Annotated in this window: 21 protein-coding genes; 11 read left to right on the forward strand and 10 right to left on the reverse strand. The window is 42.7% G+C overall.

Features of this window, described 5'->3' with window-relative positions:
- Positions 1 to 141: 141 nt before the first annotated feature.
- The 6 genes from nth to MSI_RS03345 all read left to right on the forward strand — a co-directional run bounded on the left by nth (position 142) and on the right by MSI_RS03345 (position 6,250).
- Positions 142 to 786, forward strand: coding sequence for an endonuclease III (gene nth, locus MSI_RS03320; RefSeq protein WP_009103708.1), 645 nt, complete (start codon positions 142 to 144; stop codon positions 784 to 786).
- A gap of 109 nt (positions 787 to 895) precedes the next feature.
- Complete coding sequence (locus tag MSI_RS03325) at positions 896 to 1,741, forward strand: mechanosensitive ion channel family protein (protein WP_009103710.1); 846 nt, start codon at positions 896 to 898, stop codon at positions 1,739 to 1,741.
- Positions 1,734 to 2,831, forward strand: coding sequence for a hypothetical protein (locus MSI_RS03330; protein ID WP_009103711.1), 1,098 nt, complete (start codon positions 1,734 to 1,736; stop codon positions 2,829 to 2,831). Before MSI_RS03325 ends, MSI_RS03330 begins: the two co-directional genes overlap by 8 nt.
- A gap of 42 nt (positions 2,832 to 2,873) precedes the next feature.
- Positions 2,874 to 4,490, forward strand: a complete 1,617-nt coding sequence (locus MSI_RS03335; RefSeq protein ID WP_009103713.1) for an NAD(P)/FAD-dependent oxidoreductase — start codon at positions 2,874 to 2,876, stop codon at positions 4,488 to 4,490.
- A 73-nt stretch (positions 4,491 to 4,563) separates the two neighbouring features.
- Positions 4,564 to 5,343, forward strand: a complete 780-nt coding sequence (locus MSI_RS03340) for a transporter substrate-binding domain-containing protein (RefSeq protein ID WP_009103714.1) — start codon at positions 4,564 to 4,566, stop codon at positions 5,341 to 5,343.
- Positions 5,344 to 5,587: 244 nt separating this feature from the next.
- Positions 5,588 to 6,250: an amino acid ABC transporter permease gene (locus tag MSI_RS03345; RefSeq protein ID WP_039924150.1), complete on the forward strand. Its 663-nt coding sequence runs from the start codon at positions 5,588 to 5,590 to the stop codon at positions 6,248 to 6,250.
- Between the two features lie 15 nt (positions 6,251 to 6,265).
- Here the strand turns inward: MSI_RS03345 and MSI_RS13835 are convergent, their stop codons facing one another.
- From MSI_RS13835 to MSI_RS03375, 6 genes are all read right to left on the reverse strand, one after another.
- Positions 6,266 to 7,018, reverse strand: a complete 753-nt coding sequence (locus tag MSI_RS13835; RefSeq protein ID WP_009103717.1) for a hypothetical protein — start codon at positions 7,016 to 7,018, stop codon at positions 6,266 to 6,268.
- An 81-nt stretch (positions 7,019 to 7,099) separates the two neighbouring features.
- Positions 7,100 to 9,442, reverse strand: a complete 2,343-nt coding sequence (locus MSI_RS03355; protein ID WP_009103719.1) for an MMPL family transporter — start codon at positions 9,440 to 9,442, stop codon at positions 7,100 to 7,102.
- Positions 9,429 to 10,007 (reverse strand): outer membrane lipoprotein carrier protein LolA, encoded by a 579-nt coding sequence (locus MSI_RS03360; protein WP_009103721.1) that lies wholly within the window; start codon positions 10,005 to 10,007, stop codon positions 9,429 to 9,431. Before MSI_RS03360 ends, MSI_RS03355 begins: the two co-directional genes overlap by 14 nt.
- Complete coding sequence (locus MSI_RS03365) at positions 10,004 to 10,429, reverse strand: thioesterase family protein (RefSeq protein ID WP_009103722.1); 426 nt, start codon at positions 10,427 to 10,429, stop codon at positions 10,004 to 10,006. The genes MSI_RS03360 and MSI_RS03365 overlap by 4 nt, the downstream gene beginning before the upstream one ends.
- A gap of 2 nt (positions 10,430 to 10,431) precedes the next feature.
- Positions 10,432 to 11,451 carry an acyltransferase gene (locus tag MSI_RS03370; protein WP_009103724.1) on the reverse strand — a complete coding sequence of 340 codons (1,020 nt, stop codon included), beginning with the start codon at positions 11,449 to 11,451 and terminating at the stop codon, positions 10,432 to 10,434.
- Positions 11,452 to 11,454: 3 nt separating this feature from the next.
- Complete coding sequence (locus tag MSI_RS03375) at positions 11,455 to 12,213, reverse strand: glycosyltransferase family 2 protein (protein ID WP_009103726.1); 759 nt, start codon at positions 12,211 to 12,213, stop codon at positions 11,455 to 11,457.
- An 89-nt stretch (positions 12,214 to 12,302) separates the two neighbouring features.
- On the opposite strand from MSI_RS03375, the gene MSI_RS03380 reads away from it, so the two are divergent.
- The 5 genes from MSI_RS03380 to MSI_RS03400 all read left to right on the forward strand — a co-directional run bounded on the left by MSI_RS03380 (position 12,303) and on the right by MSI_RS03400 (position 19,894).
- Complete coding sequence (locus MSI_RS03380; RefSeq protein WP_009103728.1) at positions 12,303 to 12,569, forward strand: phosphopantetheine-binding protein; 267 nt, start codon at positions 12,303 to 12,305, stop codon at positions 12,567 to 12,569.
- 55 nt (positions 12,570 to 12,624) lie between these two features.
- Positions 12,625 to 14,526, forward strand: a complete 1,902-nt coding sequence (locus tag MSI_RS03385; RefSeq protein WP_237706482.1) for an AMP-binding protein — start codon at positions 12,625 to 12,627, stop codon at positions 14,524 to 14,526.
- An 83-nt stretch (positions 14,527 to 14,609) separates the two neighbouring features.
- Entirely contained in the window at positions 14,610 to 16,862 is a 2,253-nt protein-coding gene (locus MSI_RS03390; protein ID WP_009103732.1) for an EAL domain-containing protein, read from the forward strand.
- Positions 16,863 to 16,945: 83 nt separating this feature from the next.
- Positions 16,946 to 18,874 (forward strand): glycosyl hydrolase 53 family protein, encoded by a 1,929-nt coding sequence (locus tag MSI_RS03395; protein WP_009103734.1) that lies wholly within the window; start codon positions 16,946 to 16,948, stop codon positions 18,872 to 18,874.
- Between the two features lie 18 nt (positions 18,875 to 18,892).
- Positions 18,893 to 19,894, forward strand: coding sequence for a LacI family DNA-binding transcriptional regulator (locus MSI_RS03400; protein ID WP_009103736.1), 1,002 nt, complete (start codon positions 18,893 to 18,895; stop codon positions 19,892 to 19,894).
- A gap of 151 nt (positions 19,895 to 20,045) precedes the next feature.
- Here the strand turns inward: MSI_RS03400 and MSI_RS03405 are convergent, their stop codons facing one another.
- From MSI_RS03405 to MSI_RS03420, 4 genes are all read right to left on the reverse strand, one after another.
- Positions 20,046 to 23,423: a hypothetical protein gene (locus MSI_RS03405; RefSeq protein ID WP_009103739.1), complete on the reverse strand. Its 3,378-nt coding sequence runs from the start codon at positions 23,421 to 23,423 to the stop codon at positions 20,046 to 20,048.
- Between the two features lie 129 nt (positions 23,424 to 23,552).
- Positions 23,553 to 24,584 carry a tRNA (adenosine(37)-N6)-threonylcarbamoyltransferase complex transferase subunit TsaD gene (gene tsaD, locus MSI_RS03410; RefSeq protein WP_009103741.1) on the reverse strand — a complete coding sequence of 344 codons (1,032 nt, stop codon included), beginning with the start codon at positions 24,582 to 24,584 and terminating at the stop codon, positions 23,553 to 23,555.
- An 84-nt stretch (positions 24,585 to 24,668) separates the two neighbouring features.
- Entirely contained in the window at positions 24,669 to 26,003 is a 1,335-nt protein-coding gene (locus MSI_RS13840) for a divergent polysaccharide deacetylase family protein (protein ID WP_009103743.1), read from the reverse strand.
- 235 nt (positions 26,004 to 26,238) lie between these two features.
- A complete protein-coding gene (locus MSI_RS03420) occupies positions 26,239 to 26,661 on the reverse strand; it encodes an Hsp20/alpha crystallin family protein (protein WP_009103745.1) in 423 nt (140 codons plus the stop codon).
- Positions 26,662 to 26,813: the final 152 nt, after the last annotated feature.

Consider the following 26,813-nt stretch of genomic DNA (forward strand, 5'->3'; position numbering starts at 1 on the left):
TTATATTATAGGAATTTGATTTTCACAAATAAATTGTGAAATACCGCTTCTTCTGAAACAACAGAGAAAAAAGCAATTAATTTATGTCGTCAAGAAAAATATTGCTGGTAAGTCTGATTTTTCTGTGGTAGAGTGGTGGACATGAGCCTTCTTTCTCAAGCAGAAATTACAGAAATAATGAAGCGCTGGCAGGCAGAAAATCCGGAGCCTGCTTCGGAGCTGGAATATAAAAATGCATATACCCTGCTTGTGGCGGTGGTTTTGAGCGCGCAGGCAACGGACAAATCTGTTAATATCGCAACAAGGCCTCTTTTTGAAGTTGCAGACAACCCCCGTGCCATGCTTGAACTTGGCGAAGAAGGGCTTATTCCCTACATAAAATCCATCGGGCTTTATAAAAACAAAGCTAAGCACCTTATCGGGCTAAGCCGTAAGCTGATAGAAGATTTTGACGGCGTAGTTCCGGGTGAGCGGGAGGCGCTTATGACACTTCCCGGGGTTGGAAGAAAAACGGCAAACGTAGTTTTGAACGTGGTATTTCACCAGCCGACAATGCCCGTAGATACTCATCTGCTTCGCGTTGCGCCAAAAATCGGGCTTGCGGAAGGCAATACTCCCGAGCAGGTGGAAGCCTCTCTGCTGTCACGAATCCCGACGGAATTTTTACAGCATGCCCACCACTGGATTCTGCTTCACGGACGCTATGTCTGCACGGCACGAAATCCTAAGTGCAGCGAATGCATAGTCAGTGATTTATGTAAATGTTATAATGAAAAAACACGTTAGGCACTGGAGGGAGGAAGGCCAAAGGCCTTTCTGTGCGAAGCACCGAACGTAGTGGAGCCCGGAAGCGCCGACCGCCGCTTGCGGCGGGAACGCCCGATAAGGAATTTTTATGGAAAAAGAAATAACTGCAATTAAAAACGATTTTTGCGCGCTTGGAAAATTTATTTCCGAATGGTTCAAAACTTCCTTTACCATTCATAATGCTTTTTTTATTGTAAAAGTTTTTATTGTTCTTCTTCTTATTTTGATAGCCTTTAAAATTCTAAAAAAACTTATAAAAAATATTCCGGAAGACAAGCTGAGCGATGAAAGACGTTCAATTTTGCAGCGGCTTGTGCGCTACTGCTTTTATTTTGCGGTAGTCGTTTATGTGCTCAGTCTTTTTGGAATCAAGCTTTCTGCCATTTGGGGAGCGGCAGGAATTGCCGGAGTAGCCCTTGGTTTTGCGGCCCAGACTTCTGTGAGCAATCTGATAAGCGGGCTTTTTATTGTGAGCGAAAAATCCCTGCGGCTTGGAGACACAATCATCATAAACGGAATTACCGGCGTAGTTGATGCAATCAGTCTGCTATCTGTCCGCGTTCACACTTACGACAATCAGATGGTTCGCATTCCGAATTCTTCTATTATAAACTCACTTTTGACGAATAATTCCTACAATTCTTACCGCCGCCTTTTGATAAACGTGAGCGTAGCCTACGAAAGTGACCTTGCCTTTGCGCTTGAAACCCTGAAAAAAGCGCCGGCTCTCTGTCCGACTGCCCGCACTGACCCGGTTCCTAACGCCTGGATTGAAGCCTTTGAAGACAGCGGAATCAAACTGACTCTTGTAATCTGGTTTGATAATCCGGATTTTATTACCGTAAAAAACGAAACCTTTATTGCCATCAAAAAAGTTTTTGACGAGGCGAAAATAGAAATTCCTTACAATAAAATTGTGGTACACAATGCCTAACTTCTTTGAACCTTACACGTGGAACTACATGCTGGAGCGTAATCCGCCCCGCAGCTACAGCGTCGCCGACTATCACGAAATTCTCTGTCCCCGTGCTGACTATCCGGCCTTCCTGACTCCTTACCTTGAGCTGCCCCTGCTTACCCGCCTTAAGGGAATAGGGCTTTTGTGCGGCACCGACTGGACGAAGCTTTACCGCAACCGCTTTTATTATTCCCGCTTTGACCACAGCGTGGGCGTTGCCCTGATTATCTGGCATTTTACCCACGACAAGGCGCAGACTCTTGCAGGACTTTTGCACGATGTTTCGACTCCGGTTTTCAGCCACGTTTCCGACTTCCGAAAAGGAGACGCCCTGACCCAGACTGCCACCGAAGAGCCGAACGAACTGCTTATCAGAAACGATGCCCAGCTTGCCCGCCTTCTTGCCGCTGACGGACTTACTGCCGACCAGGTCTGCGACTATCACAATTATCCGGTTGCCGACAACGAAATCCCTCAGCTCAGTGCCGACCGCCTTGAATACATGTACCCCAGCGGTATGGCTCTGGACGGCAGCTGGACTTACGAGGAAATTCGCCGCACTTACGGCGATTTACGCGTGCTTACAAATGAAGAGGGCCTTCCCGAGCTTGGCTTCGCGACTCCCGAAATTGCCACCGAATATACCGGGCATTTCTGCCTGATTGGTCACATTCTCCAGCTCAACGAAGACAAGCTCTGCCTGCACATGCTGGGTCAGATAATGAACCTGGCGGTGGAAGAAGGCATTGTCCGCGAAGAAGATTTTATGACCCTTTCGGAAGCAGAAATAATAAAAAAGATTGATGATGAGATGTCCGGCTCGCAACAACTCAGGTCTCTTTATCGCACCTTCCGCGAAATGACCTCCATAGTTCATTCTCAAGGCAAGCTCGCCGGTCATTTTTGCGTGAATTTAAGGGTCAAACTCCGCTATATTAATCCGCTGGTTCAGCTTTCGGACGGTTCAGTACGCAGAATTCGCGAAGTTTCCCCAAAAGCCGATAAAATCATCACAGACTTTCTGGCTTGGGAAGACACGCCTTTCGGCTGCGTTAAGCTTTTGTAGGGGAAGGTTGTTCCCGTTTTCAATTACAGTTATAATACCCCTATGAAAACTCAGATAACAATTACTGTTCTGCCGGATGAAGAGCAGAACCCAAAAATCATAAATTCCAAAATTACTGCGGAGATAAAAAAATCCCCGGCCGCAAAGGAACTTGCAGAAAAGGGCGGAAAGTTCGAGTCACTTTTTGTAAAAAAATCCATTGATGCCCGCCACGGTCAGGTAAAACTGCACCTGCGCTATAATGTATTTATTGGAGAAAGTGCAGAGGCAGCTGCCGAAGATAAACTCCCGGAATGGAAGCATGCTGACGGAAAAAAATCAGTTATTATAGTAGGAAGTGGTCCTGCGGGACTCTTTGCAGCGCTTAAACTTCTGGAAAAGGGCATAAAACCCGTAATCCTTGAACGCGGTGAAGAAACTTCCCAGCGCAAGCGGGATATTGCGCAGATCAGTACAAAAGACAATGTAAATCCAGATTCAAACTACTGCTTTGGCGAAGGCGGTGCCGGAACCTTTTCTGACGGCAAGCTTTATACCCGCAGTAACAAGCGGGGAAACATCAATCAGATTCTGATGATTTTTAATTACTTTGGAGCAGACAAAAAAATCCTTACAGATGCCCATCCTCACATTGGAACAGACAGACTTCCTCAGGTAATCAACAATATGAGGGAAAAAATCTTGGAACTTGGCGGAGAATTCCATTTTAATACGCGTGTTACAGAGTTGATTACTGAAAATGATGGCGGGGCAAAAGCAGTTGTGAAGGGAGTTCGTGCCCAGAACACAAAAAGCGGCCAGACTGCTGATTTTTGTGCCGATGCCGTAATTCTTGCAACCGGTCATTCAGCCGGAGACATTTACCAGATGATTGCAAAGGCAGCCCCATCTGCTCTGGAAGCAAAAACTTTTGCAGTTGGAGTCCGCGTGGAACATCCCCGCGTTTTGATTGATGCAATTCAGTATCACGGAAAACTTGATGCAAATCTTGGCGCTGCGGAATACCGTGTTACAACCCAGGTGGATGAGCGGGGAGTTTATTCCTTCTGTATGTGCCCGGGCGGTTTTGTAGTTCCTTCTGCCTCAGGACCGGACGAAATTGTCGTAAACGGAATGTCTGCCGCTGCCCGCAATTCCAAGTGGTCAAATGCGGCAATTGTTGTAGAAGTCCGTCCGGAAGATATTCCGCAGAAGTTTAAGGAACAGGCTAAAAAAGCAGGCTGTCCTGATCTTGCAGGCCTTTACTTCCGCACCGAGCTTGAAAAACTTGCCTTCAAAAACGGAAAAGGTCAGGCAGCCCCGGCTCAGCGACTTTCTGACTTTCTGGACAATAAAAAATCGGAAGATTTACCGCCTTCAAGTTATACAGCAGGCCTTGTAAGTTCAAATTTAAACACCTGGATTCCTCATTTTATTGCTGACCGCCTTGCAAAAGGTTTCCGCCAGATAAATAAAAATATGAAAGGCTTTATCTGTCCTGATGCTCTTATGATTGCAATGGAAACCAGAACAAGTACTCCTGTAAGAATTGTCCGTGATAAAGAAACTTTTGAATGTACGGCGCTTAAAAATCTTTATCCTTGCGGCGAAGGCAGCGGCTATTCAGGTGGAATTGTTTCCAGCGCCATGGACGGAGTAGCAGCGGCAGGAAAACTTTAGACGGGAAATTTAATATTGTCGAAGTTCTTTAATATTGTTAAAATTATTCATCACGTTTTAGAGGAGTGAACACATGAAAAAAATCGTTGCTTTGGCTGCTTTGACAGCTGTGATTTCTGGTATGGCTTTTGCTAAACCTAAAAAAGTTGAAATCAATTCTGTTGCTGATCTTGAAGGAAAAAAGATTGGTGTTCAGGCCGGTACAACAGGTGAACTTTATGTTCAGGAAGAAGTTCCTGGTGCAAAACTTTCATCTTTCAAGAGCGGTATGGATGCTGCTTTGGACTTGAAGAATGGCGCTATTGATGCAGTTGTTCTTGATGAACTTCCTGCTCAGCAGATTGTAAAACGCAATCCTAAACTTAAGATTATCCGCGATCCATATTTTGCTGCAAACAAAGAAGAATATGCTATTGCCATCAAAAAGGGTAACACTGACCTTTTGAATACTATCAACGCTACAATTGCCGAAATGAAGAAAAACGGCGATTACGAAGCTCTTGTTGCTGCCTTTATGCCTGCAGACGGAAACATCACAATTCCTGCTGCAAAAAATGCAAAAGGCGCTAAAAAAATTAAGCTCGGAACAAATGCTGCATTCCCACCGTTTGAATACGTTGAAGGAACTGACATCGTAGGTTTTGATATCACTATGGGTCAGAAAATTGCTGAAAAAGCTTCTTCTTCTCTTGAAGTAGTAGATATGGCCTTCGACAGCCTTATCCCAGCATTGCAGGCAGGAACAATTGATTTCATCGCTGCAGGTATGTCTGTTACAGAAGAACGCAAAAAGAACGTAGATTTCTCTGAACCATATTTTGCTTCTGAACAGGTTATTATTGTTCGCAAATAAACCTTCCAAAAAGGCAAAAGCGGCTTCCGGTCGCAGAGCATGGTTCAAAACCGCGCCATAAGGCGCTACACGCTGATTGTGGCAAAGAAACTATAGGACAGGTCGCTTTCGCGACCTCCACAATCAGAGTGTTTTTGCCCCATGCTCTACTCCCTCGCGCCGCTTTTGCCTTTTTAAATGCCTTCTTCCAGCCCTAACTGACACAACTTCCTATTAACCGCAAAATCCGGTATAATCTAAATCTATGTTTCAATCAATATACGACACAATGATTGCAGGCCAGCGCTGGCTTTTGATTTTAAGCGGTCTGAAAATCACACTTTTAATTGCTTTTTTCGCAATACTTATCGGAACTGTTTTGGGCTGTACTTTTGCCCTGATGAAGGTTTCAAATAATAAAATTCTTCGTGCTGTTGCTACTGTATACACAACTGTTTTGCGTGGTATTCCGCTTGCAACACAGCTGATGATTTTTTATTTTGTTGTTTTTGCACCGCTGGGCTGGGACAGACTTCTGGTTGCAATTATTTCCTATGGAATTAACTCTGGTGCCTACTGTACAGAGATTTTCCGTGCCGGTATTCAGGGCGTAGACCACGGACAGACAGAAGCAGGCCGTTCTCTTGGCTTGAGCAAGTGGCAGACCCTTTCAAAAATCGTTCTTCCACAGGCAATGAAGGCCGTTCTTCCAACTTATACAAGTGAATTTATTGTTTTGATTAAGGAAACTTCTGTTGCAAGCTTTATCGCCGTTACCGACCTTACAAAATCCGGCGATATGATTCGAAACACAACCTACAATGCATGGATTCCGCTTCTTACCTGCGCAATCATCTACTTGATTTTGACACTTGGTTTAACAAAACTCTTTGCTACCTTCGAAGGTAGAATGGCAAGAAGCAATTAAAACATAAGCACCTGCTTATCTGCTAACTTTGTACTGCAATAAAAGCAGGTGCAGTTCCTCCAGATTTTTTACACCAAAAATCTTAAACAGTATAGAAAACTCTTTTTTTACGGTAGAAAGACTTACAAAATATTTTTCACTCAAATCTTTGTAAGTGCAGTTTTCGTGAAGGTTATCCAGAACAAAATCCATCTGACGTTCAGAAAGCTTATAATCAGTCAGATGAAGAGGTTCTCCGTGCTTTTCTTTAATCACCGAATTGCTTTTTGTTTCTGCCGGTAAAAAGCAGGCAAGTTTTGTTCGCAGAATATCGTAAATCCAGTAGAAAAATGCCATGTAAAAAAATGAAGAAGCAAAGCCCAGAAAAACGTGAACCCAGCCCAGTTTTGCACAGGCAAGGATAGAAAGGGCATGAATGATTACAATTGGTAAAATGCGCGCAACAGGGTGAGTTTTAAACTGCTCTTTTACAAACATCAAAATCAGCAGGGCGTAAAAAAGAAAAACTCCCAACTGAGAATAGCCGGTCATCATAGTAAGTACACTTTCGCTGAGCACAATAATAACTTCAAGCGCAATTATCGGCTTTATAAGTGTAATAATAGAAAGAGAAAAGCAAATTGCATGTGTAACAGTAACAACTGTCTGAGAGGTAATTAAAGTCTTATACCTGAGGGGTAAAACTAAGCTGGCTAGAAAAGCAACAAGCAGAAATACTGATGAAAAAAATAAGAAAACTCTCTCCGGATTAATCCGGATATTCTTCATGATATCAGTATAAAGGATTGGTAGGAAAAGACAAGCAGGAAAAGGTTTTTTAAATGAAATTTTCTATTTGTGCCGGTCAGCTTACAGCATTGTGGCAATAAAGGCTGCGGTAAGCCCTGTGAAAATTGCAAGACCAATTGAATGAACCGGTACAAAAGAACTGAGGGCCAGAGCACCGAAGGAAATGGCAGTGGTCAAAAAAGAAAGTATTATTGCGGTGCGTTCCAGACGGCCGCCCTTGTGCTGGGTCATGTAAATTATGTAATCAATTCCCAGTCCAAAAACCAGAATAATTCCTGTTATGCAGAAAAAGTCTATCGGACTGCCGCTTGTCGTAAAGACAGCAAGAATTGCAAGCAGGCTGAAAAGAGGAACTGAGGCAATTTTTAAGGTCTGGCGCAAATTAAAAAAGAGTCGCAGAACAATCAGAATGATGATGTAGGCAATTGCGAACATAATTAAAATCATTTTTGAAAGGCGGTCTAAGCCGGCTGAAATCTGGGCGACTTTGTTTACATAAAAAATGCCCTCCTGGGGATTTGCAAGGCTTTCTAAACTTTCAGCAGGCAAATTTTCTGTCGGCATAAAAACCGAATAGAACTTTTCATCTATTTTTCCAAGCCAGAGCATTTTTACAATTTTTTCCAGCTGTGGTGGGAGAGGACTTTCAGGCTTTATAAAATCTGCCTTTCCCATATCTTTCAGGATTTCCTTCTGGTGCTTTTCAGGCTTTTCAAAATCAAGGATTTCAAACTGAGAAATACATTCTGGCGAGCTTATAAGGTTTGTGCAGGCTTCTATAGAAAGGCGCTGATTTTTTTCTGAAGGAATCAGGCGGGAAGTGCAGATGTATTTTTTATTGAGGCTGCCATGCTTGCCGGTTTTTCTTTCGTAAATTGCAGCAAAGGCTTCCTCTTTTTGCAAAAGTTCTTCTTCTGTGTCGGATTCAAGAACAAACCAGCTGGATGGAGTATAGTTGACTACCTGACTGGCAAGAATTGTGTCGTCTTTAAGGCGGCCCTGCATTTTGTAGAGATTAGAAAGATTATTTTTTATATGAAGGCTTTTGAGATTTAGGGCAATTAAGGCTGCTGGCAAAATTAAAATTACAAGAAAGACCCTGCGAAGCCATGCGGGCGGATTTGCAATATTGAAAAGAGGAATATATCTTTTATCATCATCTTGAATTTTGAAAAGGGGATAAACCCATAAAACGGTCAGGAAGGAAGACAGAATGCCGGTAAAAGAAAAAAGAGCCATCTGACGCAAAAGAGTGAAGGGGGCAAAAATCAGAAGGAAGTAACAGAGCTCTGTGCTGGCAAGAGAAAGAGTCAGGCCTTTTTTAAGAAAGTTTTTGATTTCCTCTCCGCTGTGAAGTTCCCGGTTGGCCTTCCAGTTTACAAAAAAGTGAAGGCTGTAGTCGATGCAGGAGCCGATCAGTGAGGTGCCGAAAACCAGAGTCAGCGCGTGAAGGTGACCAAAAAGAGCTGAAGTTACGCTGAAGGCAAAGGCAATTGAAATTAAAATTGAAGTAAAGGCGGCAGCAATTGGCAGGGGATTTCTGAAGGTAATAATCAGCATGGCAAGAACTGCAAGAAGGGAGATGACGCTTATGAGAGTGATTTCCCGGCTTGCCTTTGTCGAACTTTTGTGGCTGTGAAAAGGTGTGCCGGAAAAAACAAAGCGGGCTGGGGCCTCGGAAAGTTCAGCTTCCTTTTCCAGCGGCAGACAGACATCATAAATCAGCTGGATGCCGTTTTTCTTTTTGGCAAGGGCGGCACCTTTGTCTGTGAGCAGCCCCTGAAGCATTACAAACCAGTCCCCCTTCCACTCGCAGGCCAGCACTCCATCCCTTAAGCTCATGTTAGTGCCGCTGTCTTCCAGCAGCTGCAGAAAAGTTCTCAGATTGGTCTCGTCCAGAAAAAAAGGGTCTTCCTCAAGTTTATCGAGGCTGGCAAGAGAAAATCCTCCGAAAATATTGGTCAGCGCCTCTTCCGCAAAGTCTGCGCGGCCTTCTTCAGTCTGCAGCTGCGCGGCACTCTGGGGGGCAAGCAGGTTCCAGCGGTATTTATCCAGAAAATCAGAAACTCCGGCATAGCCTTGGGAATCTGCATAAAGGGTAAGGCTTTCAAAAAAGTCCGGGAAGGCAGGCTCTTCTTTTAGCGCCCGGTAAGCCTCTTCCGCATTTTTTTTTGCTGCCGGAAAATCCTGGCTCTGACTTAAAATAAAAACAGCTTTTCCGCTGCTTCCGCTAAGCTTTTTGTCTGCTATTTCCAGGGCCTGAGAGGAAGCGGCATTGGGAATCATGGAAAATAAATCTGAAGTGATAAAAAAACGTCCGCAGGCCGCAGAAATTCCAAAGGCGGCAAAGGCAGCCAGATGAATGAGAAGAAATAAAATCAGAGCAAGGTTATGCTTTTTCATGGTTCAAAAATTCATAAAGGATTGAGTCGCCGCTTGCAAGAATGCTTTCCATTGAAAGCATATAATCAAGGTTTCCTGTAAGGATTATTCTGCTGACTGTCTGAGAAATTGTAGAATCGCGGGGAGTCAGCGTCATCTTCCATAAAGAGGCATTATCATTAAGGCTTCCGTCAAAATCAATCAGAAAATATTCTTCCAGTTCGCTGCGCTTTCCTGCAAAGAGGCTTGCCATCATCTTTGAAATCAAAGTAAAAACCTGACTCTGGCTGCTGTCCAGAATGCTTTCTTTTCCTTTTGAGTCTAAGGTCGTGATTTTTCCTTCTGTGATTTTTACGGTGTTTTTTACAGGCTTTTGTGTCTGCCAGATTATTTCGCCCTTTCCTACAGTAAAAATGCCGCTTGATTTAAGGCTGCGGCCGTTTGCGGCAATCGTCCTTTTCTGTAAAAAGTCTCCGGAAATCTTTTCTTCCGGGCTCAGGACTATGCAGGCTTCTTCAAAGGAGGCTGAAAAAACTGAAGCTGCGGCAAAAAGGCTTAAAATAAGGGCAAGAAGTATTTTTTTCATTTTCCTTCCATATATTTCTTTACGTTATCAATAAAAATCTGCGGGCATACAATAGAAGATTCGCTTGTTGCAATGCTCATGGCCATCTGGGTACTTTCTGCCTTTGTGCAGAGTTCTCCGCTTTCTGCATTGTAAATTTCATATTTGATTTTGATGCAGTTTTCGTATTCTGTAAGATAGGAAATAACGCGGACTGTATCGCCGAATCTGAGTGAGCGTACGTATTTAAGCTTCATGTCTACAACAGGAAAGGCGGTTCCGCATTTTTCCATTTCCAGATAACCGAAGTTTACACTGTTAAGAAGGGCACAGCGGGCTTTTTCAATATATTTTACATAGTTTCCGTGCCAGACTACCCGCATTGTATCAACGTCGTAGAATTCCACTGGAAAAGTGATTTCGTTTTTTACGTAAAAGTCCATAATTAACTCCAGAAGTCAAAATAATTATACCACTGATAGGGGTATTTCAGGCAAAACTCTTCTATTATTTTCATATAATCCTTTGCCAGTTCCCTGATTTTTTCTTCCCTTTCCTTGCGGCCACCGTCAAAAGTTATTTTTGATTTTATCAGATTGACGATATAGGTCGGATCAAAGCCTTTCTGCTGCTTTCTCATAGAGAAAATGAAAAAGGTCGGACAGTTTAGAAGGGCAGCGATTAAAAATGGCCCGTAAGGAATTTTTGCAGGCTTTCCTAAAAAACTTACTTCAAGGCTGCGGCTGGTGTTTGTTGCCGGAACCCGGTCGCCTGATATTACCACAAGGCCGCCCTGGTCGATTGTGTCCTGCATGATTCCTATAGTTGCCATGGAAATGTCGTCGGAAGCAATTACATTCATTTTTGCATTTTCATTCAGATTGCCAATCAGCTTATTAAAATTCTGGGTTACCTTCTGATCCATGATGATTGTAACCGGAATCTGACGGTTAAAGTCCTCTGTTCCAAAGCTTAATATACTTCTGAAAAGTTCAATGTTTCCCAGATGAGAGCAGATAAGCATACAGCCTTTCTTGCTTTTTAAAAGACTTCTGACCTCTTCATTATTTGCAACAAGTCCCGTGTTTCCCACTTTTCCGTTTGCAAATTCAATAAAATCCATGCTGCTTTTTCCAGTCCAGCCTTCAATTTTTTCTACCAGACAGGTTGAAAAGGATGCTATATGGCGGTAGGTGTTGGGTCGGGCAGGCAGCTTTGAAATATCGGCTCCCTTCAGGTAGTCGGGAAGATTTTTTGAAAAATCAATCAGATTTTTTTGATAGATGTAGGAATAATTTCTTGCCCACTTTGTAAAGGCCCAGTAAAAAAGAGAAACAAAACGGGTTAATGCCACAAGTACGCGGTGGGGAAAAATGCGGACTAAAAAAGCCGTAAAGGCAATAGAACGCCCCGATTTTGAAACTTCCTTGATGTTTTTCCAGCTGGCAGTATTGTTTTCTTCCATAAACTAAACGCTCTTTTTCTGCCTTTTTGCTGCGAAATAAATCAGTTTTGGAAGCCGCAGAAGCATTCCAAAGAAAAGACGTGTAAAGGTAAAGGAAATGCTGAGGTTATCTCTTACAATGCGGAAGTTAGAAATGCCGTCTTTAGGATAGGAAACTTTTACCGGCAGATTGAGGACAGGAACTCCCTGCCATAAAAAATGAACCAGAATATCTGCGTCGTAGCCCATGCGGCGGTGAATTAAAGCGTGATGTCGTAAAAGACGGGCATAAGGTTCAAGGGGATAAATTCTAAAGCCGCAGAGGGCATCCTTTGGTGTAAAATTAAGGCTTACAATCTTTACCCAGAGGCAGGAGAACTTACGGCCGTTTCTTCTTGCGGATGGAGCGGAAGAGTCATATTCAGGATAACCGCTTACGAGGGCGGCAGGATTATTTTCACTTACTTCAAGAAATTTTTTGCAGGCCTGAACATCATGCTGGCCGTCTGCATCAATCTGAAAAACATGTGTAAGTCCCAGTTCAAGGGCTCTTTTTACACCCCGGCTCATAGCAAGGCCTTTTCCTGCGTTTTTGCTGTAGGATACAAGAGAAACCAGAGGATATTTTTCTACACATTCCAGGATTTTTGCCTTGTTGTCTTCATCATTTCCATCATCTATGATAATAATGGGAAAGTTGAAGGCTAAAAGGCTCTGCACAACACTTTCAATAGTTGAACCGTGTCTGTAAACCGGAATGATAAAACCGGGCTTATAATTCAAAGTACAAATATTATACTGTCTTTTATGTAAAAAGTAAAAAGATAGAACTGTGTTTGCCCAAACTTTGCTTTGAGTATATAATTAAATATATGGACGAATTGAAACAGCAGATAAAAGAGACAATTATCACTTCCTTGCAGCTTGAGGACGTTACTCCTGAAGACATTGTGGATTCAGAACCACTCTTTGGTGAAGGCCTTGGACTTGATTCAATTGATGCTCTTGAACTTGGCGTTGCCCTTAAAAAGAAGTTCGGTGTAAAATTTTCTTCTGAAAATAGTGAAAACCGAAACTATTTTGCAAGTGTAGATTCTCTTGCAGCCTTTATTCAAGCAAAGCGTGAAGAAGCTAATTAAAATACTTTTTTACATTATTTCAGCGCTCTATCCGGTAGTTATCTTTACTTTTCTTGTGATTTTTAAATTACCGGTAAGAATTATTTCTCTTTGCGTGATAGTTCTTGCGCTGGCTTTCTTTTTGAGTTCTACCGGGGAAGTCAGCAAAAGGGCTTCGTCTTTTTCTATTAAACCACTAATTACGGCAAGCCTTTTGATGGCGGCGGGAATCGCCTGCTTTTTAACTAATCAGACGGTTTTTCTGCGCATGTATGCCCTTGTAATCAGCGTCATGATGCTTGTAATGTTTGGTTCAACCCTGATTTTTCCTCCCAATATAATATATCGTTTTGCCTGCCTCTCTGACCGCAGCATTCCCTCTTCGCTGGAGCATAAGGAAGTGGAACATTATTGCCGTAACGTTTGCATTGTCTGGTGCATTTTTTTTATTGTAAACGGCAGCATTTCTTTCTATACGGCCTTTTTTTCAAGCGAGCAGGTCTGGGTCCTTTATAACGGGGGAATTTCTTACATTTTAATGGGGCTTTTATTTGGAATTGAGTTTATAATAAGAAAGGGAGTAAATAAAAAAATGTCAAAAACACATCCAATCACGAAATTTAACGCTTCATCTTTCAGCGATGATCACATCATCAGTTTTGAAGGAAAATGGAGCGATAAAAAATATAAAACCTGGCTTGATTTTTTGAAGGCGACTGCAAAAATGAGGGCTTTTATTGGATCCAGTCCTGCAGAAAAGTGGATTTTGCACTGCGAGGATTACTGGCTTTTTACTGTAACTTTTGTGGCCCTGCTTCAGTGTAAAAAAACTATCCTTTTGACCCAGAATATTACCGAAGGATTTTTGAAGGAAATCTGGACAGACGAAATCGGATTTTTTACAGATCAGAAGGTTTCCGGGGCAGAAGATATCCGTGAAATTCTTAAGGCCAGCGCTCAGCCTGAAGACAGAGAAATCAGAAATACCCCTATAATTGATGCAGACAGCACAAAAATCATTATGTTTACCTCGGGAAGTACCGGTAAGCCTAAGGGTGTTGAGCAGCGAATGACCGAGTTTGAACTTGATAATGCCTTTATCATTTCAAAGTGGGGCGAAGAGTTTTTGAGTAGAAAGCTTGTTGCCACTGTAAGCCAGCATCATATTTACGGTTTTTTGTTTACGGTTTCCCTTCCGTTTACTCTTGGAGTTCCTGTCCGACGTAAGCGCATTGAATTCCCGGAAGAATTTGCAACTCTCAATGATGATAAATATATGATTATTGCGACCCCTGCCTTCTTAAAGCGTAGCGTAGAAATTGAGGGAAAACTCCCGCTTAATGATTCTTTCATTTTCACCAGCGGCGGACTTTTAACCTACGAAGTTGCAGAAAAATCTGCCCGTACTTTTGGCTTCTGGCCGGTTGAAGTTTATGGTTCTACAGAAACCAGCGGAATTGCCTGGAGACGCAGTAAAAACGGCCAGGAATGGACTCCTTTTGATAATGCAAAAATCTGGCTTGGCGATGACGGCTGTCTCCGCATTATTTCTCCATATATCAAAAATCCTGAAGGCTTTGCAACTGCCGACCTTGCAGAAATGCTGCCAGACGGACGCTTCCTGCTTAAAGGCCGCAGCGATTCCATTGTAAAAATAGAAGAAAAACGCATTTCCATGACGGAAGTTGAAAACCGTATTCTTGACAGCGGACTTGTAAGCGACGTAAAGGTTATTGCCATGGAAGACAGACGCCAGTATCTTGCGGCTGCAATTGAACTGAATGCCCAGGGAAAGGCAAAATTTGCAGACTGCAAAAAGCTTGAAATAAACAAATTCTTCCATAAATATCTGATGCAGTATTTTGAAAATGTCGTAATTCCAAAAAAATGGCGTTTTCTGGATAAATTACCGACAGACGTTCAGGGTAAAAAGCATAAAGAAGATATTAAGGCCTTATTTTTACAGAGCGAAGCCTGATTTTTTATAATTAATTGTTAAAAAATCACATAAAAAGATTTCTCTTATATCAAAACATGGTGTAAACTATTTGTTGAGGTTTTATGGGAAATAAGCTGAATCCGAAGGTCATAAAATATATTTTCACAGCTGTACTTTCTGCGGTTGCCAGTATTCTGATTGTACTTGTTACCTCAACTTTCTCTAAGAAAATCATGTCCTTTTACCGCAGGAATTCCTTTGAAACGACCAAGTTGATTGCGGATGGTTATGCGGAACTTGCGAATGAAAGGCTTAATACTTATTTTGGTGCCCTTGATTCTCTCTATGATGAAGAAATTTTTTCAAAGGGTACTACCCTAGATATTATTTATCACATCAATAAGAATAAGAGTAAAATACCGCCGGAATTTCTTGATGTATTTTATTTTGATTTTGAAGGTGTCGCTACCGATATTCACGGAAACACTCAGTATGTTACAGACCGGGCTTACTATAATGCAATTGTCTATTCAGGCTCAAAAAGCTTTATTACTGCAGCTCAAAGTTCAAAAGTAGACGGCAAGTACATTTTTATGATGGTAAAGGCTGTCTATGATAAGAATGCAAGGCTAAAAGGCGGCTATGGCTGTGCCGTAGATTTGTATCAGTTTGAAGAAATTTTCCAGAATGCAAATATTATTCAAAAGGGGTCTATCAGTATCATTGATAAATACGGAAAATTTATTATCCATAAAAATCATGAGATGATTTCCCATTCTTACCCCCAGGATGATAAGCGTTATATCCGTATTGCTACGACAACTCTTGCAAAAAATAAATCCGGAATAGAAAGTTTCCGTGATGAAAATGGAATACCAGTTACTATTTTCTACAGTTATATAAAATCTCCTGGCTGGGTTCTGTGTTTTACCCTTCCTGATGAAAATATGCTGGTAATTGAACGTAAGCGCCTTCTTATAAATATCATAACAATTCTCTGCTGTGTTATTCTTTTGTTTACCCTCTTCTTCGGCGAGTTTATGACAATTGAATTATTCCAGAGAAAATCCCTTATCTTCGTTGATTTTGATCCTCTTACCGGATTGTGGAGTTTGGACCGCTTTGAGCATGAAGCAGATAAGATGATTGCCCGTCATAAAAAAGCGAAATTCTTCCTGCTTGATATAGATATTCTTGGTTACAAGTTTATCAGTCAGAATCATGGGGATGCAGAACTTAAAAAGATATTGAAATTTCTTTCCCGCGAAGTAAAAAAGGTTGCAGATGAAAATCAGGGTGTCTGCTGCCGTGGAGACAGCGACCATTTCTTTATATTTTTCAAAATTACTTCGGTACAGCAGGCCATGCGCGTATTTAAGATGATTGCAAGAAAGGAATACAATATTACCGATTCCTATAAAATTCCTTTTGCCCTTAAATTTGGACTTGCCTTTCATCTGCCGGAAGAAAAATATAAGGGAATTTCAACTCACGTTTTGATTAATCAGGCTTCAATTGCAAAAAAGAACCTTCATAAAGAGGGTGATCTGCTTTATGCAATTTACGATTCAAAATTCCTTAAGCGCATTCAGACGGAATATTTCCTGGAAAGTCAGTCAGAAAAGGCTCTTGCAAATCATGAATTTTTTGTACTTTATCAGCCAAAAATCAGCCTGAAGAATGAAAAAATTATTGGAGCCGAGGCACTTGTCCGCTGGCAGCATCCGGAACGGGGTGTAATTCCGCCAAATGATTTTATTCCTCTTTTTGAACGTACAGGCTTTGTTACTAAGGTAGACTTTTTTGTTTATGAAGAAGTTTTGAAGTTCCTTGATGCCCGCTTACGTGCTGGACATCCTGTAGTTCAGGTCAGCGTAAATATGAGCCGAAACCACAACAAGCCTGAAAAATTCATGGAAGATTTTCTTGCTGTATTTAATAAATACAATGTTCCTGCAAAATATATTCAGGTTGAAATTATTGAGCGTTCCTTTGCCGAAAACCGTATTCTTGCAGAAATTACCACCCGTCTGCATCAAAACGGCTTTACTGTTGCCATGGACGATTTTGGTACCGGCGAAAGTTCCCTTTCCATGCTGACCCAGGTGCCTATTGATGTTCTTAAATTTGACCGCAGTTTCCTGCTTTCTTCTACAAATGCTAACGGCGAAATTGACAGACGTTCGGCAGCCTTTATTGAATCCTTTATCGGTTTGAGTAAGCGCCTTGATAAAGAGACCGTTTTTGAAGGGGTTGAAACTGAAAGCCAGCGCGACTTCCTCCGTGTAATCGACTGTGACTGTGTTCAGGGCTATCTCTATTCACGTCCTTTGAGTCAGGTGGATTTTGAAAAATTCATTGAAACTCATATTTAATATTTGACGGATTTACATTTCTGCCTCATAATTAGTGATATTAATCAACACGTGTAAATTATTGTTTATAATCTGGAGGATTTATGAAAAAGATTATTTTTGCTTTTATTTCATCGCTGCTTTTAATTTCACCTTTTTTTGCAAAGGCTCATCCGGCAGAAGACGCGGTAAAGCAGAATATTATTGTTGAACCTGTAAAAGGCATTACGGAGGATTTTATCCGCGGAGTGGATATCAGTTCGCTTTCTGATATAGAAAAGGCCGGCGGAAAATTTTATAACGATGACGGCAAAGAAGAAGATTTATTTAAAATTCTAAAAGACCACGGTGTAAACTGGATTCGCCTTAGGGTCTGGAATAATCCTGTAAACGGTGGTGGAAGTAACAGCGTAGAAACTGATATCCCCCTTGCAAAAAGAGCCAAAGATGCCGGTTTTAACCTTTTGATTGATTTCCACTATAGTGATTTCTGGGCAGATCCTGCAAAACAGTATATGCCTGAAGAATGGAAAGGTTTGAATGAAAAGCAACTGAATGCAGCTGTAGAAACTTTTACCCGTGAATCTCTTAAAAAATTTATTGCTGCCGGTGCCCGTCCTGATATGGTTCAGATTGGAAACGAGCTTAACAACGGATTTATGTGGCCGCTCGGAAAAATCTGGGGCGATAAGGGAGAAAAGGTCGGCGGTTTTGAAGGCTTTACAAAACTCTTGCAGTCGGCTTCCCGCGGTGTCAGAAGTGCCCAGGGCTCTCTTTTAGATAAGGTTCTGGGAAAAGACCAGAAAATCAAAATTGTAGTTCATCTTGCAGACGGCTGTGATAACGGACTTTATCACACTGTTTTTGACCAGGTAACAAAGGCTAAAATTGATTTTGATGTAATCGGTCTTTCTTACTATAACTACTGGCATGGCTCGACTGCCCAGCTTAAGCAGAACATGAATGATTTGAGCAAGGTTTATGGAAAAGAGCTTTGCGTTATGGAAACTGCTTATGCCTTTACAGAGGATGACGGGGATGCTCAGGGGAATGTATTCCAGATTTACAGCGGCGAAAATGAAGGTTACCTTCCAAGCGTTCAGGGCCAGGCAACAGCAATCCGTGATGTAATGAATGTGGTAGCCGCTGTACCTAATGGACTGGGCGTTTTCTACTGGGAGCCGGCCTGGATTCCTGTAAAGGGTGCCGGGCTTTCTAAGACAGAAGGCGACACCTGGGAAAATCAGGGAATGTTTGATTTTAAGGGCCGAGCCCTTCCTTCTCTTTCGGTATGGAATCTTGCAGGCGGTAAAGGCCAGATAAAAAATGCCTGGGGCGGTTCTGCTTCAAATGGAAGCGGCTTTTTGCCATACGCCCTTGGCGAGCCAATTGAAGTTACAACAACTCCGGGAAAAGAGCCTGAACTTCCAAAATTCGCTAAGGTTTTGTTTACAAATGACAAAGAAAATAAGATTCAGGTTGTCTGGGAAAAACACGACTGGAAATCAGAGAAAAAAGCCAATGTAGTGTATCTGAAGGGGGTAATCAGCGGTACAGATTTTACTCCTGTGGCAAAGGTTACTGTAAGCACAAGAGTTAATCTTGTAGAGGATAATTCTTTTGAAAGCGGAAAGCTTGGAAAGTGGACTCTTGATGGTGACCCGGCTGCCTGCTTTATTGAAGATAATAAAGGAAATGCACACAGCGGAAAGTACACTTATAAATACTGGCTGGGTAAAGGCTTTAAATCAACTTTGAGTCAGACCTTTACAGGCCTTGAAAATGGAGAATACGAAGCTTCCATCTGGGCTATGGGTGGCGGCGGAGAAAACGAAATCAGTCTTCGGGCGGTTGGTTTTGATGGAAATAAGCTTGTAAAAACAGAGATTGTAAATACAGGCTGGAAGAACTGGAAGCAGTATAAAATTAAGATTCCTGTAAAAGAAGAAAAACTTACCCTGCAGATTTTCCTTGATACAAACAATGGAAACTGGGGAAACTTTGACGATGTGGAGCTTTATAAGGTAGAATAAATCTTATAGAGTTTGCATATGGAAAATAAACAGGTTACACAAAACGATGTTGCGCGGGAAGCCGGCGTTACCAGAAGCATGGTAAGTTACGTTATAAACGGAACGGAAGGTCGTTCTGTTGCGCCCGAAACCCGCCAGCGTATTCTTGAAGTAATTGACCGGCTGGGTTACCGCCCCAACAAGGCGGCTCAGGTTTTGCAGCAGGGGGAAGTTGCTTTTGCTTCCAAGCGGATAGGCGTTGTGCTTCGAGACCCTGATATGTTCAGACGGCCTTATTATGCGGAGATTCTGGCTGGAATCCATACTGCTGCCCACGAAAATAATTTTAAAGTCGCTTTTATCCGCTTTTTTGAAGAGTTTAAAGATCCTGTTTTGTTTAATGAGCTGATTCATGAAGAAGAAATCGGCGGTTTGATTTTGATTGCCACTGACCAGTGCATTAAGGGCGCCGAGGATACAAGACTTGTTCAGCGCATGAAAGAACGTATCAAAAAAATTGTCTGCGTGGACTGGAAGTTTGACGGACTTTCAAGTGTAAGCTTTGACCGCCGCGATGCCGCAAAAAAGGCTGCCGAATATGTCATTCATAAAGGCTACACTGACCTTTCGTATATCGGGGAACTTGATAACCGTGTAGACGGCATTGAAGATGTGCTTGTTTCAAAGTGTCAGGTTTACGGAGCTTTTGATATGGGCGGCGGATATGAAGCTGTTGCCGAAATACAGAAAAGCGGTCATCTTCCGCGCGCCATTGTCTGCGGTTCAGATGAAGTTGCCTACGGTGTGCTCTGCCACCTGAATAAGCTCAACATTTCTGTTCCGGCTCAGGTTGCCGTAATAAGTATAGACGGGCTGGAAACTTCGTCTTACATCACGCCGCCGCTTACTACAGTAAACGTTCAGAAGCAGGGCATGGGCTGTAAGGCGGTAGAACTGATTGTGAGCGGCAAGGCAGGTCAGGGCGAGGCAGCTCTGAATCTTGAATTGCCTACAGAATTAATTAAAAGGGTGAGTGCCTAGTCAAGAAAAAAGCGCTGCGGAGGTTCGTGATTTGCGACGCTTTTTTCGCGATGCGGGGCATACAACGCGTAGACTGCCTACAGAGCAAGCAAAGCTTGCGGCGAGCGAAAAGCTGGCGGAGCAAATTACGGTTCTCCGCAAAAGCTTTTTTCTAAAACTGCACTTCTATACTCTTAATTAATCCTTCTCGTGCAAATATTGCCTTAGTTTCTTCCACTGTCAGCTCGTTACCTGCACGCTTGCTTCCGTTTACGCTGATGCTTGCTTTTTCTGCCGAGGCTGCTTTTACACCGCCTTTTCCAAATCTGTAAGTAACCGGAGTTCCGCACCAGGTAAAGCTCAAAGTGCCGTCTGACCGGATTTCAGAATCTTTAAGAATTACAGGGAGGAAGCTTGCTTTTCCGTCTTCAAGACAGAGTCCAAGTTCACCAAAGCGGGTAAGAACTTCTTCTTTTACCTGACCTGTCATACCAGGCTGTTTTGCACCTTGTCCGCTTGGAGTATGTGAATATGGATCTGCCGGGAAAGCGCCGTAAAGTTCCGGGCTCTTGTGGTAGCCAAGACCGTCTCTTACTTCGTAGTAAGATTCTGTAAGCTTCTGGGCATTAGCCTTATCGCCAAGTTTTTCTGCCTTAAAGATATTTTCCTGTACTGCAAGCAGCAGTTTTGAAACCATGTGCCAGTAAATGCTTCCAAGGCCTTCGTAAGCATAGAAAGTTCCAGAGCGGCCTGTAAACTTCTGATGATTGAAAGTCTTTTCGTAAAGGGCAAGAAGGGCTTCCTGCTCTGAGGCTGTAGGGCGGTTTTCTTCCTTCTGGGCGGCAATAAAATCCTTAATTACATTAGAATTTCTGAAGGTCGGATTAAAGTGCCAGATATCGTTTACATCTTTTTCCATGTAAAGACTACCAGTGCGGGAAATCAAAGACTGAAGGTCACTTACATCCACTGCCTTCACGCAGTTTTTGTTCTGGAAGGCTGGCAGTTCCTTGTTTGGATAAAGCATGTAAGAATGCTGGCGTTTTTCGTACATGTCACTCTTTTTGAGTGCTTCAAGAAGATTTTCTGCTTCAGCAGGAGAGAGCAGGTCAGAAGAAAGAATTGCAACCTGACCTTCAAGCATTGGCTGAAGATAAACGATTTCCATTTTTCCGTCAGCAATTTTTACAGTGTTGTAAGAATGATAAAGTCCATCCTCGCGGCGGTTAGCCTTAATGGAAAGTTCAATCATCTTGTTGAACTCTGCAAGGGAAGCAAGAAGCTGTGAAACCTGGAGTTTTTCTTCTCCGCCTGAATAGCCCTCTTTGTAAAGATCATTTCTTTCTTTTTCAAAAATGCGGCCGGCCTTGTCTGTAAAGGCCTTTCTTTCTTCTGCATTTTCTGCGGCCTTCTTAAGGTCTGCGCCAGTATAAAGGGCAGTCAGTTCTGTAAGCGCTGTCTTTACAACCTTAGGCAGAGTAACTTCCTTTACACCGCTTTCTTCAAAAATATTATCAAGTAATCTGATATAGCGGTAGAGGTAACAGAGGGTAACAACCGAAAGTCCGTAACCTGCAAGGGCGTTGTTTGCATCGTTCCATTCTGGACGCTGGGTGTTCAGCCAGATTCCTCCGCCCGGTACAAGATTAGAGATTTTTGTAATTAAAATCTGCAGGGCTTTTGCGGCAAAGCTTACAAGGGCAGGATTTCCGTCGCCAGCCTGGACAAGTTTTGCATCTGAACCGCGGCTCTTTGTTTCTTTCTGCAGCTGATTGCTCAGTTCACGGTCAAAGAAGATAGTGTTTCTAGGATCTTTTAAAATTTCATCATAGCTTTTGATACGGTAAGGCACGTTGGCACTTGTGTAGATTTTTTCATCAAGCGAAGCCATAAGATTTGCCTTATCAGTTTTAAGAAGGAATTCCAGAAGTTTTGCAAAGTAGATAACCTGATGGTCTCCCCAGTAACCGATAAAGGCCCATGGATTGTTAGGATCAGGAATTTCCCAGTCGATTCCGGCACGGTTGATTTTATATGGGTTGAAACCGTCTGCTGTCATTGCGTTCAGGAATTTTACGCACATATTTTTGATGTAAACCGGATAAGACATTGCAAGCGCTTCCCAGTTCTGGAAGATATCGCGCCAGTTTCCCTCGTAATTCAAAATAGGATTTCCGTCTGTATCGCGCAGTTTAATAGAGAAAATGTTCCATGGACGGCTTGGGTCACCGTGGCGGCGGCTGAAGGTAAGAGGCATGTATTCAAAGAAGAGGCGGGTTAGCTGAGGATTATCTTGCTTCTTTACAGCGTCAAAAAGTTCTTTATAATCTGCATCTGAACCTTTATCCATGAGAGGCTTTACGAGATTCTCTGCTTCTTTTACAAGGCCAGTGTTTCTCTGTTCAATGAAAACGATAAAATCCTTTAATCCGATTTTTCCCTGATTGCAGAAAATACCGCCGCGCATAATATTGAACATTACGTTCTGCTGATGATGAACGCAGGCCATTGTGTCGGCAGTTGACTGAAGTCCGTCTGCATTTGCAAGGTAGTCAGTCATAAGGTCATCAGTCTTTTTGATATCAGCTTCAAGAAGTTTAAGTGCAGCTTTTCTGTCTTTGATTTCTGCCTTGAGGTTTTCAAGTTTTGCAAGATCAAGATAAGTGTTGAAAACCTGATACCAGTCTGCTTTTTCATCTTTATCAAGAGTCAGATTTTTGCAGATGAAGCAGGAAGAGCGGGTTCCCTTTGTTACAATCTGAGGATTAAAATCTGCAGTTTTTGGAAGGGAATTGAAGCTAGCAAAGTCGGCAGGAGCACTTGTGTTGAGGATAATTTTATCGTCTGTAGAGAACCAGCTTACGTTGGCAAGAAGGCTTTCTGAAGGTTCAGCCTTATCTGTAAGAACTGATGAAAGGGCAAAGAGGGCGATATTTCCCTTTTCGTCCAGGTCGGTTTTCTTGTAGGCGTCAAGAAGGCAGCTGTTAGAATTCTGTAAATCTGAGGTTGTGCAGGCAGGCATGATATTCTGTGCACCGTCAAGAATTGCAAGTTCAACCTTACTTTTTCCAAGATTTTTGATTACAGTTGATTTAACAAGACCAAAGTGGTCAGAAGAAGTCCAGCCGATTCTAAAAAGAAGGTTGAGTTTTGTATTGATTTCTTCAAACCAAACCGCAGTTCCGTTGTAATTTTTATAAATATTAAACTGAGAATTTCCTTCCATCAGTTTTTTTACAGAAGGACTTGCGTTGAAGTAAGAGAAAGGCTCCCAAAGTTCGATACCGTCAGAAGTTTTTACTGCTACAGCGGCGTAATTTCCTGTGTAGGTACGGGCATCAAAAACCTTATCTGCAGTGTAATAAGGGAAAACAGCGTGATTGCTGTCGATTCGACCTGCTGTAATTCCTCCCTGTGACCAGCAGAAATTCCAGATGTCCGACGAACTTGTGATGGTCATAAAAAAGTTTTCCATCATGTCGTAGTTTTCAATTTTGTAAACCGGGCAGCCATCCAGTTCTGTAAAAAATCCTTTTACTTCTTTTTTCATACAATCCTCATTTGGGGTTCTTCCCCGGCATTTGCGTTTTTATTAGGCAATCGGTTGCCTAAATGTTGTAATTTAAAAATATCCTAGAGGATTTGTATTGTCAAGTCGCTTTATTTGAAGGAACGTGTCTTATTTTCGGTTTGCGAAATTAGCCAGTCCACGCTTGAACTGAGGGATTCTTGCGCAGGTTACGCTGTCCCAGCCGTCGCGGTCGCCGCGTTTTAAGAAGTGGTAGGCAACGCCTGCAATCATAGCACCGTTGTCTCCGCAGAGCTTGAGCGGCGGGAAGATGCAGGTTAAGTCTGTGCGTTCTGCCAGGAGCGAGCGGAGTCGTGAGTTTGCCGCAACACCACCGCCGGCAACAACTGTTGTAAGGCCTGTGTCTTCTACCGCGCGGAAGAGGCGGCTGGTCAAAGTCTTGCAGGCTGTTTCCTGGAAGGCGGCACACATATTTTCTTTAGAATGTTCGTATCCTTCGTTCCAGAACATATCGCACTGGTGGATTACGGCAGTTTTTAATCCGCTGAAGGAAACGTCATATCTGTGTTCTTTATTATCAAGCTTTGGAACCGGGAAAGTTGCGGCACGGGCATCACCCTGTTTTGCGAGGTTATCGATGATAACTCCTCCAGGATAGCCAAGACCGTAGAATTTGCTGACCTTATCAAAAGCCTCGCCAACAGAATCATCAACTGTAGTTCCCAGAATCTCAAGATCATCAAAATTATTTACCTTACAGATAATACTGTGGCCGCCGCTAACGAGAAGTCCCAGGTAAGGATACTGAATATCATTTACAAGGTGAGCGGCATAAAGATGACCCAGCATGTGGTTTACGGCAAGGAAAGGCTTGTTCAAAGACCAGGCAAGGGTTTTTGCAAAAGTAAAGCCGACCATAAGCGAGCCCATAAGACCCGGGCGGTTTGTGGCTGCAATTGCATCAATATCATCAAAAGTTAATTTTGCTTCTTCAAGAGCCTGGCGTACAACAGGCAAAATCCATTCAACGTGCTTACGGCTTGCAATCTCAGGTACAACGCCCTTATAAATCTGATGAAAAGGAATCTGGGTTGCTACAACGTTGCTCAAAATTGTTTTTCCATCTTCAACGATGGCGCATGCTGTTTCATCGCATGATGATTCAATTCCTAAAACTTTCATACTATTCCTCTAAGGTAAAGCTAAAAAAAGCAGTGCTTTTTTTAACGCTTTGCTATTTATCAAGAAGAGGCATAGCCTCTTCACTCATCTCTTTAATCCACGGCATTCTGAAACCGTTTTGAACTTATATCCCTTTTCCAGAAGTTCGGGATAAACTTCCATTAAGGCAGCCGGCATAAAATCAGCCGACCAGATGTGACCTATCATTATAACAACGCCGTCGCGGTTTGCAATATCAAGATTTTTACGAATTTCTGCTACAACGTTGTCGCGGGTTTTTACGTTATCCAAAAAACGACCGTTACGTTCATAATATGACAAACCAAGCGCACTTGCAACGGCAGGCACAGTGGTGTTTACGTTAGTGCGCGAATCCAGAAAGTAGATTCCGTTTTCCGACGCATATTTCAAAACCGTTTCCATTTTTTCTGCATCAGCCGTAATCAGCGAGCCTTCGTGATTGTTAAAGCCCGCAATCGGCCCGATTTCACTGATATTCTTGAACAAAGTTGCCTTAATCTGAGCCTCATCCATATTCGGAGTGATTGCCCCCGGTCCCGGATTTACACCTGTATTAATAGCCTGCATAGGCTGGTGAAGCATAAGCTCTTTTCCGCTGGCCCGCACTTTCGCAGCCGATTCTTTTGAATGAGCCAGCTGAGGAAGCACAGCAATCGTAATCGGGAATGGCAGATCAAGGAATTTCTGCAGGTGAGCAAGATTCTGACCGCCGTCATCCAGCAAAATTACCAGCTGAGCCCCGTTTTTAGCCTGAGGGAAATTGAATTTTGAAGCAGGAGCGGACACTGCAGGTGAGGTAGACGGCACTGTGGTTTTTGAAGGTCCTTCTGTCGTCTGGGCAGGTACTTTTGTTTCTGTATTTGGTGTCCTTACCGGTTCTTCTTCCTTTTTAGGAGTTACCGCTGGCTTAGTAGTTTTATCAGCCTGTGGAGCAGGTTTTGTTGCCGATTTTTTCTCATCAGCCTTTTTCTTAGCCGCAATTTCCGCCTGCTTTTTAGCCTCAAGCGCCTTTTCAGCCTTTTCTTTTTCCGCCCGGGTCTTATCCGCCTTAGCCTTTTCCTCAGCCCGACGTTTTTCTTCCGCCTTGCGGGCCTCTTCTTTTTTTAAGGCTTCTGCTTTCTTCTGTTTTTCAGCCGCTTCCAGCTTCAGCCGCTTTTCTTCCGCCTTTCGCGCTTCCTCTTTCTTCTGTTCTTCCAGGATAGTCTGCTGCTTATCCCAGTCCCGCTGATTCATCGCCGTAGTCACAACCAGAAGTCCCATGCAAATGGCAATGATAGCCGCGCACAAAATAATAATTTTATAAGGAGCAATATAAACCTTGCCCTTCTTAGTGCGTTTTTTCTGAGTCCGTCGTGATTTAGCAGTAGTTTTAGTCCTAGAAGTGCGCTTTTGAGCCATATTCTTCTATTTTATAGTTTTCTGTGGGGATTTGCAAATTGTGGGGTGTTAAAGCATGAAAAATTAAAACTTGAGGGGGAAGGAGAATTAACGCGAGGTCGGGGAGTGTGGGGCAAAAACACTCTGATTGTTGCGACCGCGTGAGCGGTCAGCTCTATAGTTTCTTTGCAACAATCAGCGTGTAGCGCGTTATCGCGCGGTTTTGACCCATACTCCCCGGCCGGGAGTGAATTATTTAAGCAGTCAAAGCCTTGATTTCAATTTTTCTAGGCGCTTCACTAGCTTTTTTCTGCATCAAAATAGTCAAAACACCGTTCTTAAAGTTAGCCGAAACATTCTCAGTATCAACATCCTTTGGCAAAACAAAGCGACGTTCAAAACTGCTTGTGCGGCGCTCCTTAAGAATGTATTTTCCAGCCTTCTTCTCTTCTTTCTTTTCCTCTTTCTGTTCAGATTTAGAAGAAGTAATAGTCAAATTGTTCTGGTCAAGCTCAATATTTACGTCTTTTTCAGTACGACCAGGCAAATCCATCTCCAAAGTGTAGCTCTTGTCGTCCTCTTCAATATCTACACGTGGAGTAACAGTAGTTGTATGGCACATAGCAGGTGTGTCAAACACGTCATTGAAAAGTGAATTAATAAGTGAAAGTTCGTTCATATCGTACCTCGATTTTTTATGGAAGCTTTTTCAAGTTCCCAGATTTTTCACTTAATATATAGCAATTACCGTGCCAACCTCCCCAGAAAAATAAAATTTTCAAGAATTTTCACAAAATTCCGGGCGAGACCCCCTATTAACCGGCCATTCCG

It is taken from the genome of Treponema sp. JC4 (assembly GCF_000260795.1).
GTDB lineage: Bacteria > Spirochaetota > Spirochaetia > Treponematales > Treponemataceae > Treponema_D.